An 11,319-nucleotide genomic window follows, 5' to 3' on the forward strand; every position below is an offset into this window, starting at 1 on the left:
GATGACCCGATAGTAAAGAGCCCCCGCTGGCGGGCGAATGCGCCGTTGGCAGGGGGGCACTTGTCATTTGGTCGTAGTTTCAGTGCTTGGCGACCAGCTCTTTGGGCAGCTTGAAGGTCCAGAGCATGCCGCCCTGGTTGAAGTCCTTGATGCGCTTGGCCACTTCACCGCCCCACAACGGCACGGCGCCGCCCCAGCCGGAGAGCACCGAGACGTACTGTTCGCCGTCCATTTCCCAGGTCACAGGCGAGCCGAGCACGCCGGAGCCGGTCTGGAATTCCCAGACCTTCTCGCCGGTCTTGGCGTTGAACGCCTGCAGGAAGCCTTCCGGCGTGCCGGTGAACACCAGGTTGCCCTTGGTGGTCAGCACCCCGCCCCACAGCGGCGCGAAGTTCTTGTGGCGCCAGACTTCCTTGCCGGTCTTCGGGTCGATGGCGCGCAGTACGCCGATGTAGTCTTCGTTCAGCGGCTTGATGGTGAAGCCGGCGCCAAGGAACGCCGCGCCCTTCTTGTAGGCGATGCCTTCGTTCCAGATGTCCATGCCCCACTCGTTGGACGGCACATAGAACAGCCCGGTGTCGCGGTTATAGGCCATCGGCATCCAGTTCTTCGCACCGAGGAACGCCGGCGCGACAAACACCGAGGTGCCCTTGGTTTCGCTGCCCGGCGCGCCTGGGCGGCTGGCTTCGTTGTAGATCGGCCGACCGTCCTTATCCAGGCCGCTGGCCCAGGTGATCTTGTCGACAAACGGGAAGCCACGGATGAACTTGCCGTTGGTGCGGTCGAGTACATAGAAGAAGCCGTTGCGGTCGGCGGTGGCTGCCGCTTTGATTTCCTTGCCGCCTTCGGTGTAGTTGAAGGAGATCAGCTCGTTGACGCCGTCATAGTCCCAGCCGTCGTGGGGCGTGCTCTGGAAGTGCCACTTGATGGTGCCGTCGTCCGGGTTCAGCGCCAGGCGCGAGGACGAGTAGAGGTTGTCGCCGGGACGCAGGTGCGAGTTCCATGGCGCCGGGTTGCCGGTGCCGAACAGCAGCAGGTTGGTTTCCGGGTCGTAGTAGCCGCCCAGCCACGGTGCGGCGCCGCCGGTTTTCCACAGGTCCCCCGGCCAGGTCTTGCCCGCTTCGCCGCCGGAGATGCCGTTTTCCACGGCTTTGCCGTCCTTGTAGACATAACCCATATGACCTTCGACCGTCGGGCGGCTCCACAGCAGCTCGCCGTTTTTCGGGTCATAGGCCTGGATCTTGCCGACCACGCCGAATTCGCCACCGGCCACGCCGGTGATCAGCTTACCGTTGACCACCAGGGGCGCGGCGCTGATCGAGTAGCCTTCCTTGTGGTCGGCGACCTGCTTGCTCCACACCACTTTGCCGGTGTCTTTGTTCAGCGCCACCAGCTTGGCGTCGAGGGTGCCGAAGAACACCAGGTCGCCGTACAGCGCCACGCCACGGTTGATCACGTCACAGCACGGGCGGATGTCATCGGGCAGACGCGCATCGTACTGCCAGAGCTTCTTGCCGGTGCGCGCATCCACCGCGAACACCCGCGAGTAGGAACCGGTGAGGTACATCACCCCGTCCTTGATCATCGGCTGCGCCTGTTGCCCACGCTGCTTCTCGCCGCCAAAGGAAAACGCCCAGACCGGGCGCAGGTCCTTGACGTTGTCGACGTTCAGGCTGTCGAGGGGGCTGTAGCGCTGGCCCTGCACGCCCAGGCCGTTGGTGACGATCTGCCCGGGGTTTTTCGGGTCCTGGAGGATGTCCTCATCGCTGACCGAGGCCATGGCCTGGCCGGATAACAGGATGGCACCGAGCAACACACTCAAGGCGAAGGGTTGGCGACGTGCGGGTTGGGTCATGACGGCTACCTCTGCGGTTTTTTGTTATACCCGGGAAATTTTCCCGGTCTGGTGCAGATTCTTGGGCGCAGGGGCCGTTGTCACAATTGACCGCAGTATCGAGTTTGCTAGTTCCTTAGTAGCGGGTCAGCGCGGCGAATCCACGCGTTGCATCTGTTCGCGCTCGTACCGCGGGTACAGGTGGCTGACGCTGCGGATCAGTTCATAGCGGCTCAGGCTGATCGCCGCGAAGCGTGCGGGGATGGGGCTGCGGATCATCTCGGCCATGTCGCTGCCCTGGGCCGCGCCGTCACGCAAAAGTTGATCGAGCCAGGTCAGGTAGTCGCGCATCTGCGTAAAGGGTTGCGCGTCGCTGGCCACCGGGCCATGGCCGGGCACGATCAGGGTCCAGGGCAAGGCTTGCAGGGTGCCGAGGTCCGCCAGCCACACCGCCAGCCCCGGGCTGTTGGGGGTGGTGAGGGCGCGCTGGTAAAACACCAGGTCGCCGGCGAACAGCACGCCGGTGCTCTGGTCGAAGATCGCCAGGTCGGCGCCGGTGTGACCGCTGAGCGCGAGCAGGCGCAGGTCATGGCGGCCGACGCTCAGCACACCGGGCTCCAGCACCTGGGTGGGCAACACCACCTCGGTGCCGCGCATCCAGTCGCCGACCATGCGGTAGAGGTTTTCCGCCATGCCGTCGCCCTGCTCGTGCAGCAGCCGCGTGGTCTCGGCCAGGGCGCCGATGGGCACGTCCTTGAAGGCCTGGTTGCCGAGCGCATGGTCGGGGTGATGATGGGTAATCAGCACCCGGATCACCGGCTTGGGGGTGACACGGGCGATGGCCTCGCGCATGGCTTCGCCGTAGCGCCGCGACGGTCCGGTGTCGATCACCACCACGCCGGCCTCGGTGACGATAAAGGCGGTGTTGACGATATTGCCGCCGTTGGCCTTGGCAAAATTGTCGGTGCTGCCTTCGAGCAGCCAGGTGTCGTCGGCGATCAGCCGGGGCTTGAGGGCGTAGTCGAGGTCCGCCAGGGCGGGCAGGCTCAGGCCCAGGCATAACAATAGAATCCAGCGCATGCCGCGCTCCTTCTGGTCAGGGGATGGCCGCGTCGAACTCATTGCCGCTGTTGTCGCGCAGCACCAGGCGGGTGGGCCCCGGCGCGTCGATGTCGAAGGCCAGGTTGGGGTTCTCGCTGACCGCCGGGAACAGCTCAAGATCAGCCAGCACCTGGCCGTCCTGGCCGCGCAGTTGCGCATGGTTGATAAAAAACTCGGGGATGCCGCTGACCATGCCGTTGTCCATCGGGTGCGCCACCTGCACACGCACGCGGCTGAACTCGCCACGCGGGTAACGGCCGCCGAGCACTTCGCCGATGTGCTCTTCCCAGCCCGGCTGGGTGCGTACCACGCTGGGCGCGGTGCAGCCGCCACCGGCCGCGTCGATCAGGGTCGAGCCCACGTGCCACAAGCCGTCATCGGTGAGCACCGCCGCCCGCAACGGGGTGGCCTGCTCGATACGAATCCGCAGCGACAGCCATGGCAGCACCCCGGCCTTGGGCTGGAAGTCGACGATTTTCGGCAATGGGTTGAGCTCGGCCCAGGCCAGGATTTTCACCACATGGCCGTTAAAGGCGCGCGCATCGATTTCCAGGGGCACCTGGCGCGCATCTTCGGCGAACGGCGGCGCGAGCAGCTTGACTCGGTCGTCGAACACGAACGGCGCCTGCGCCAGGAACTGCTTGTGATAGAAGTCCCACATCACCGACGGCACCGGGTCGACCTCCACGGCGTGCGCCGCCAGCGGCAGCCAGCAGGCCAGGATGCAGCTCAGTCGCCAGTTCATCGCCTGCTCCTATTGATACATCTCGGGCACTTCGTACTGCAGGCCGTAACGGGCATAGATGGCTTGCACCGCGCCGTCGCGGATCAGGCCTTCCAGCGCCTCTTCCACCGCGTAGGCCAACTGGCGATTGCTCTCGTGCACCGCCATGCCGATCTCCCAGCGTTGCTTGCCCATGTTCGGGTAGGCGTTTTCGGCGAGGGCCAGTTGCGGGTCATGGGCCTCGTGCACCTGCCAATCGACTTCGCCGCGCATCGCCATCACCGCATCGACCTCACCGGCTTTCATCGCCGCAAAGGCCTGGGGGACGTCGGGGTAGTGATGGGTCCTGGCGGCGAGCATGCCGTTGAACACCGAGGTGAGGTAGAACGACGGCACACTGTCGACTTCGACGCCAATCGGGTGCTGCTCGAACACCGCCACGCTGGCGACCGTGTCCAGGCGCCGACGATCGTAGGCCACCTGCCATTGTTCGTTCTGGTACGGCCCGAACATCACCACATGGCCGTTTTCCAGTTCGCCCTGGTCGTTGCGCTTTTGTGCGTAATCGCGGTCGTAGGGCGCGCGCATCATCAGGTCGGCCAGTTGCTGGTTGTGCAACGGGCTGCCGCGCCAGATGTAGTCGCGCAGGTCGTCGTCGAGCTTCTCGCCGGCCGGCGCCCAGATCAACTTGAGCCGTACCCCCAGGGCCGTGGCCAGGGCCCGGGCCAGTTCCACGTCGACCCCGCGCGCGGTGGCGCCGTCTTCGAAACTGTAGGGGGCAAAGTCCTTGTACACCGCCACGTTGATTTCGCCGGCGGCGATCATCTGGTCATAGCTGCGCACCTGCGCCTGTGCCGGCTGGCAACACAGCAGGGCCAGGCCAAGCACATAAGCGAACAGGCGCATGGCTTACTCCTCGACGTGCACGCTGTCCAGGTAGGTGCGCACGGCCCACAAGGCTTCCTGGCTCAGGTAGTCGGCCATTTTCGGCATGTACACGCGGCCGTCACGCACCGCGCCATGGCGCACGCGCTCGACGAACCACTCATCACCGGCTTCGCCCACATCGAGCATGCGCAGGTCGGGGGCGATGCCGCCGGACTTGGCTTCCAGGCCGTGGCAGGCGGCGCAGTTCTGGTTGTAGGCGGACGAGCCGATTTCCACGGCGCGGTCGTGTTCAGGCGAGGTGCGGTACGGATTGACCGCCGCCCAGCCGTCTTCGTTGACCGGTACGCCGGCGTCCTTGATCGAGGTCAGGCCCTTGGTTTCCACCGCTTGCGGGACCACGTTGCCATGGGCCCAGGCGGAGCCCCCGGCGATCACACCGACCAACAGCCCGGCGACGAGCAAGGCATTGTGTTTTGTTGTCATTATTTTTGCCCTCAGGATTGCACGCAAAACCTCATTGCAGAGGCTATGGCAACCATCTTAGAAACCCCGGGGCATGGGCCGTATGCTGCTTTGGTGGCCGCCCTCTCCTCCCTTGGTAGTAGGGCTTGTGGGGCACGCCTAAAACAGCGGCGCCTCGGGAAGTCTTCCCGGCCACAGCGGGAGTTTTTCCGTATCCGCCCGGCGCCCCGGCGTTCCACCCTGTGCAGGCCAAAACCTCCACTGGGAACTGCAACCATGACAATAAGATCGCTACCCGCCCGCTCACCTTTAAGCCTTGCCGTGCAAGCCTTCGTGCTGGTGGGCAGCCTGTCCCTCAGTGCCGTAACGTTCGCGGCCGCCGAACCCGCCAAGCCGACGCACAATGTCACCTGGGAAGACATCGCCAACGACCACCTGACCACCCAGGACGTGCTGCAATACGGCATGGGCACCAACGCCCAGCGCTGGAGCCCGCTGGCCCAGGTCAACGACAAGAACGTGTTCAAGCTCACCCCGGCCTGGTCCTATTCCTTTGGCGATGAGAAGCAACGCGGCCAGGAATCCCAGGCCATCGTCAGCGATGGCGTGGTCTACGTCACCGGCTCCTATTCCCGGGTGTTCGCCCTCGACGCCAAGACCGGCAAGCGCCTGTGGACCTACAACCACCGCCTGCCCGACAACATTCGCCCATGCTGCGACGTGGTCAACCGCGGTGCGGCGATCTTCGGCGACAAGATCTACTTCGGCACCCTCGACGCACGCCTGATCGCCCTCGACAAAAACACCGGCAAAGTGGTGTGGAACAAGAAGTTCGGCGACCACGCCGCCGGCTACACCATGACCGGCGCGCCGGTGCTGATCAAAGACAAGGTCAGCGGCAAGGTGCTACTGATCCACGGCAGCTCCGGCGATGAGTTCGGCGTGGTCGGCCAGCTGTTTGCCCGCGACCCGGACACCGGTGAAGAAGTGTGGATGCGCCCGTTCGTGGAAGGCCATATGGGCCGCCTCAACGGCAAGGACAGCACCACCACCGGCGACGTCAAGGCGCCTTCGTGGCCGGATGACCCGACCACCGCAACCGGCAAGGTCGAGGCCTGGAGCCACGGCGGCGGCGCCCCTTGGCAGAGCGCGAGCTTCGATGCCGAGACCAACACGATCATCGTCGGCGCCGGCAACCCCGGCCCGTGGAACACCTGGGCGCGCACCGCCAAGGACGGCAACCCCCACGACTTCGACAGCCTCTACACCTCCGGCCAGGTCGGCGTCGACCCGAGCACCGGCGAAGTGAAGTGGTTCTACCAGCACACCCCGAACGATGCCTGGGACTTTTCCGGCAACAACGAGCTGGTGCTGTTCGACTACAAGGACAAGGACGGCAAGGTGGTCAAGGCCACCGGCCACGCTGACCGCAACGGCTTTTTCTATGTGGTGGACCGCAACAACGGCAAGCTGCAGAACGCCTTCCCGTTCGTCGACAACATCACCTGGGCCAGCCATATCGACCTGAAGACCGGGCGTCCGGTGGAGAACGAAGGCCAGCGTCCGGCCAAGCCCTTGCCGGGTGAAACCAAAGGCAAGCCGGTGGAAGTCTCGCCGCCGTTCCTGGGGGGCAAGAACTGGAACCCCATGGCCTACAGCCAGGACACCGGCCTGTTCTACATCCCGGGCAACCAGTGGAAAGAGGAATACTGGACCGAAGAGGTCAACTACAAGAAGGGCTCGGCGTACCTGGGCATGGGTTTTCGCATCAAGCGCATGTATGACGACCACGTCGGCACCCTGCGCGCAATGAACCCGACCACCGGCAAGGTGGTGTGGGAGCACAAGGAAGCCTTGCCGCTGTGGGCCGGCGTGCTGGCGACCAAGGGCAACCTGGTGTTTACCGGTACCGGCGACGGTTTCTTCAAGGCCTTCGACGCGAAAACCGGCAAGGAGCTGTGGAAGTTCCAGACCGGCAGCGGCATCGTCTCGCCGCCGATCACCTGGGAACAGGATGGCGAGCAGTATGTCGGCGTCACCGTCGGCTACGGCGGCGCGGTGCCATTGTGGGGCGGCGACATGGCCGAGCTGACCAAGCCGGTGGCACAAGGCGGGTCGTTCTGGGTGTTCAAGATCCCGAGCTGGGATCAGAATACCGCGCAAAAATAACCCCCGCGAGAATGCCGGACCGCTTTTTGTAGTGAGCGGGCTTGCCCCGCGCTGGGCTGCGAAGCGGCCCCGGCATTCCTCCAGCACCTCCGTGCGCTCAGGTTCTACGGCTGCTGCGCAGCCGAGCGCGGGGCAAGCCCGCTCACCACAACAAGCCCGCTCACCACAGCAAGCCCCTCACCACAGCAAGCCCGCTCACCACAGGATCCCCAGAGGTCGTACGATGAACTACCTGCCCTTGTTACTCCTGCTCTGCCTGCCCGTGGTCCACGCCGAGGATGGCGACGATGCGCCGCTGATCATCAACGGCTGCACCATCGCCGAACACAGCCAATGCCCCGGCGCCAACCTCAAGGGCGCCAACCTGCGCAACCAGGACTTGAGCAAGATGAACCTGGCCGGCGCCGACCTGCGCGAGGCGGATCTGCGCCATGCCAACCTCGACCTGGCCAACCTGGAAAAAGCCCGACTGCAAGGCGCCAACCTGACCCGCGCCAGCCTGCAACAGGCCAACCTGCGCCTGGCCGACTTCAGCGGCTCCACGTTGATGGCGATCCAGGGTTGGGGCCTGTTCGCCCAGGGTGCGCAGTTCGAAAACGCCAACCTCAGCGCGGCCTACCTGCAATTTGCGCGGCTGTCGGGGGCGAAAATGCACAAGGCCAACCTGCGTGCGGCCGACCTGGAAATGACCTGGTTGAGCAAGGCCGACCTGCAAGGGGCCGACCTCAGCGATGCCAACCTGCAGGAAGCCAAGTTCGGCGAGAGCAACCTGGAACAGGCCACCCTCACCGGCAGCCGCCAGCACTACGCGAACTTCCAGGATGCCAATATGGAAGGCTGCATCGACTGCCCCACCACCTGGGATCGCTAGCCCCCACCTCCCACAGTGGATGTGCGCACACCCGGTTATCCAACCACCCGCACCACGCCCATGTCGATCCCCAGGTGCACCAGCTCGGCATGGGAACTCACCTGCAATTTGCTCTTGAGCAAGGTCAGGTGATTGGACACGGTCTTGCTGCTGATATTCAGCTGGTCGGCAATCGCTCGGGTCGGCGTGCCCCTGGCCAGCATCAGGAAGATTTCCAGCTCGCGCGGGGTCATGCCCTGCAAACGTTGGTCACCGGGCGTATAGGCCAGTTCAGTGGCCAGGGCCTGTTCGATATAGGCGTGGCCGTCTAGGATGCGACGCACCGCTTCGATCAACACCTCGGGTGCCGAGGTTTTGGTCAGGTAGCCCGAGGCGCCCGCCTCCAGGGCCTGGCGCACCAGGGGCAACTCGTCGTGCATGCTGAAAAACAGCACGCGCAGGTGCGGCAGGCGCTGGCGCAGGCGCCGGGTGGTTTCCAGGCCGCTGATGCCCGGCAGGCCGAAGTCCATGATCACCAGGTGCGGCAGCGCTTCCTGGACCCGGCTCAACGCCTCTTCGCCACTGGCCGCCTCGCGCACTTCAACGGCCGGCAGCAGCGCACGCAACAGGCTGGCATAGCCTTGGCGTACCACCGCGTGGTCATCCACCAACAGAATATTCATGAGGCCTCCAACGGCATGTTCAACGCCAACGCCCAGCCGGCGCCGGGGTGGCTGATGATCTTCAATTCGCCGCCCAGGCAACGGGCGCGTTCGGCCATTGAATACAGGCCCACGCCGGGCCGCTGGGGCGTGTCTGCACCGCGACCGTTATCGCGCACCCACAGGCGCAGGCGCGAACCGTGGTGTTGCAGGCGCACGTGCACCTGGCTGGCGTCGGCATGCCGCAGGATGTTGGTCAGGGCTTCCTGGAGCAGGCGGTACAGATGGGTCTTGCTGGCGCCGGGCAACAGCGGCAGGTCGGTGCTGACCTGCAGGTGGCAGGGAATGCCGTGGCTGGCCTGCCACTGGGTGACCAGCAGCGCAAACGCCTCGGCCATCGGCAGGTGTTGCAGGGCCACCGGATAAAGGTCGTGGACCAGTGCCCGGAAGCCTTGCTGCAAGTGCTCGCAGTGATCCTCGAGTTGCGCCACCGTGGGCGCCAGCAGGTGCGGCTGGTCGGTGGCCAGGCGCAACAGGCAGGCCTGGGCGCGAATGCCGGCCAGGTATTGGCCGAGGTCATCGTGCAGGGTCTGGGCCAGGTGGGTGCGCTCCTGCTCCTGCACCGCCAGCAGGGTTTGGGTAAGCCGGGTGTTATCGGTGCGCGCCTGCTCCAGGGCGTCGGTCATGCGGTTGAAGTGCAGCGCCAGTTGGCGTGCTTCCGGCGCGCCTTGGCTGCCCAGGCGCACATTGAGCTGGCCGGCGCACACCTGTTGCAGCGCGCGCAGCAATTCATCCAGCACGCCCATGCCACGGCGCACCGCCCATCGGATGGTCAACAGGCTCAGGGCCAGGGCCAGTGCGCACAGGCCCAGCAGTTGTTGCAGGGAGTCCCAGACCTCGTCGATTTCATCCCGTGGGTCGACAGCGATGGACACGCGCCGGCCGTCCGGCAAGTCCAGCACCTGGGCACTGCGCCGCGCCTCGGCAAACAACAGGCGCCCGAGCCAGGCGTCCAGCCCGTCCGCGTCCGGCGCTTGCACGGTGTCGCCGCTCGCCAGCCAGTGCACGCGAACATGGCGCAAACTCGCGGTGAGGTGGGGTTGCAGGCTGGCCGGGTCGCGCGCGGCGGTTTCGCTCAGGTAGTGCACCACCGCTTCGGCCGATTGCAGTTCGCGCTCCACATCGGCCAGGGCCTGGTGCAGCAACAGCGCGGTGCAGGCGCAGGTCACCAGGGCGAAAAAGCCGCACACCCATAGGTTGATGCGCCACAAGGCCGACAAGACGCGCATGCTGGTGTCACTCCTGTGGATAGAGCCCGTGGTACTCCATGCTAAAACCCCACGGCACGCCCGGGGCTACTACCTTGGTACTGCCCCAGCGCTACTTTCTGCATATTTGCAGCGACGTTCAGGGTTCCTATGCTGGCGCTACCTGTCATGGAGTGCCCTATGCGCCAGCTCGCCCCCTACGCCGTGATCTGCCTGCTGGCGATCGCCTGGGCCGCCACCGGCCAGGCCGCCGAAGCGCCCTTGCAGGTGCAGATCGGCTACCTGGGTTATCGGCCCGATCCGGGCCCGCTGCTGTCGAATGTGATTGCCGAGCCCGCCGATGCCGGGCAGCGCGGCGCTGAACTGGCGATCATCGACAGCAACAGCACCGGCGCCTTTCTCAACCAGCGCTACAGCCTGACCAGCGCCACGGTGGACACCCCGGACGCCCTGCTCGCCGCCGCCCAGGCCCAGCATGCCCAGGGCCTGCGCCTGTTCGTGATCAACGCACCCGCCGCCAGCCTGCGCCAACTCAGCGCAGCCCTGCCGGACAGCCTGCTGTTCAACGCCGGCAGCCCGGATGACCGCCTGCGCAGCAGCGACTGCCTGGGCAACGTGCTGCATACCCTGCCCAGCCGCGCGATGCTCGCCGATGCCCTGGCGCAGTTCCTGGTAGTGCGCAAATGGCAGAAAGCGCTGCTGATCGTCGGCCCCACCGAGGATGACCAGGCCTACGCCGCCGCCCTGCGGCGCGCCGCCAAACGCTTCGGCGTGCAGCTGGTGGCGGAAAAGGCCTGGCGCTTCGATAACGACCAGCGCCGCAGCGCCCAGGCGGATATGCCGCTGTTCACCCAGACCGCCGAATACGACGTGGTGCTGGTGGCCGACGAGCGCGGCGACTTCGGCGAGTACGTGCCCTACCAGACCTGGTACCCGCGCCCCGTCGCCGGCACCCAGGGCCTGACGCCCACCGGCTGGCACAAAACCGTCGAGACCTACGGCGCCGCCCAATTGCAGAAACGCTTCGAGGCCCTGGCCGGGCGTTGGATGAACGACCGTGACTTCGCCGCCTGGATGGCCGTGCGCAGCGTCGCCAGTGCAGTGAGCAAGTTGCGCCAGGTCGAGCCCATGGCGATCCGCCAAGTGGAAATCAGCGAGCAACTGCCCCTGGACGGGTTCAAGGGCCGCAAGCTCAGCTACCGCCCCTGGAACGGCCAACTGCGCCAGCCGATTCCCATCGTGCAGCCCCGCGCGCTGGTCAGCACCTCGCCCCAGGACGGTTTCCTGCACCCCACCAACGAAATGGACAGCCTGGGCTATGACAAACCCGAGGTGACCTGCCGCTTCCCTTGATCAACTAC

10 protein-coding genes are annotated in these 11,319 nt (G+C 65.4%); 3 read left to right on the forward strand and 7 right to left on the reverse strand.

Annotated features, from left to right (window positions below; translation table 11 throughout):
- Positions 1-79: 79 nt before the first annotated feature.
- The 5 genes from AC07OT_RS18360 to pedF all read right to left on the reverse strand — a co-directional run bounded on the left by AC07OT_RS18360 (position 80) and on the right by pedF (position 5,030).
- Positions 80-1,855: a PQQ-dependent methanol/ethanol family dehydrogenase gene (locus AC07OT_RS18360; RefSeq protein ID WP_495101749.1), complete on the reverse strand. Its 1,776-nt coding sequence runs from the start codon at positions 1,853-1,855 to the stop codon at positions 80-82.
- A 126-nt stretch (positions 1,856-1,981) separates the two neighbouring features.
- A complete protein-coding gene (locus tag AC07OT_RS18365) occupies positions 1,982-2,914 on the reverse strand; it encodes a quinoprotein relay system zinc metallohydrolase 1 (RefSeq protein ID WP_495108696.1) in 933 nt (310 codons plus the stop codon).
- A gap of 16 nt (positions 2,915-2,930) precedes the next feature.
- Entirely contained in the window at positions 2,931-3,680 is a 750-nt protein-coding gene (locus AC07OT_RS18370) for a quinoprotein dehydrogenase-associated SoxYZ-like carrier (RefSeq protein ID WP_408014012.1), read from the reverse strand.
- 9 nt (positions 3,681-3,689) lie between these two features.
- Positions 3,690-4,565, reverse strand: coding sequence for a substrate-binding periplasmic protein (locus AC07OT_RS18375; protein WP_495108697.1), 876 nt, complete (start codon positions 4,563-4,565; stop codon positions 3,690-3,692).
- 3 nt (positions 4,566-4,568) lie between these two features.
- Positions 4,569-5,030: a cytochrome c-550 PedF gene (gene pedF, locus AC07OT_RS18380; RefSeq protein ID WP_027606205.1), complete on the reverse strand. Its 462-nt coding sequence runs from the start codon at positions 5,028-5,030 to the stop codon at positions 4,569-4,571.
- Positions 5,031-5,285: 255 nt separating this feature from the next.
- Here pedF and exaA point away from each other — a divergent pair, with 255 nt between their 5' ends.
- Together exaA and AC07OT_RS18390 are read left to right on the forward strand one after the other, a co-directional pair.
- Positions 5,286-7,178 carry a quinoprotein ethanol dehydrogenase gene (gene exaA / locus AC07OT_RS18385; protein WP_495108698.1) on the forward strand — a complete coding sequence of 631 codons (1,893 nt, stop codon included), beginning with the start codon at positions 5,286-5,288 and terminating at the stop codon, positions 7,176-7,178.
- Positions 7,179-7,401: 223 nt separating this feature from the next.
- Positions 7,402-8,049, forward strand: a complete 648-nt coding sequence (locus AC07OT_RS18390) for a pentapeptide repeat-containing protein (protein WP_495108699.1) — start codon at positions 7,402-7,404, stop codon at positions 8,047-8,049.
- Positions 8,050-8,084: 35 nt separating this feature from the next.
- On the opposite strand, the gene AC07OT_RS18395 is transcribed toward AC07OT_RS18390, so the two are convergent.
- Positions 8,085-8,711: a response regulator transcription factor gene (locus tag AC07OT_RS18395; protein ID WP_065948415.1), complete on the reverse strand. Its 627-nt coding sequence runs from the start codon at positions 8,709-8,711 to the stop codon at positions 8,085-8,087.
- On the reverse strand, positions 8,708-9,970 hold the full coding sequence (locus AC07OT_RS18400; protein WP_495108768.1) for a sensor histidine kinase: 1,263 nt from the start codon (positions 9,968-9,970) through the stop codon (positions 8,708-8,710). Before AC07OT_RS18400 ends, AC07OT_RS18395 begins: the two co-directional genes overlap by 4 nt.
- Before the next feature lie 168 nt (positions 9,971-10,138).
- Here AC07OT_RS18400 and AC07OT_RS18405 point away from each other — a divergent pair, with 168 nt between their 5' ends.
- Positions 10,139-11,311 (forward strand): ABC transporter substrate-binding protein, encoded by a 1,173-nt coding sequence (locus tag AC07OT_RS18405; protein WP_495108700.1) that lies wholly within the window; start codon positions 10,139-10,141, stop codon positions 11,309-11,311.
- Positions 11,312-11,319 lie beyond the last annotated feature (8 nt).

This window comes from Pseudomonas sp. GW821-FHT09C10 (genome assembly GCF_059418085.1).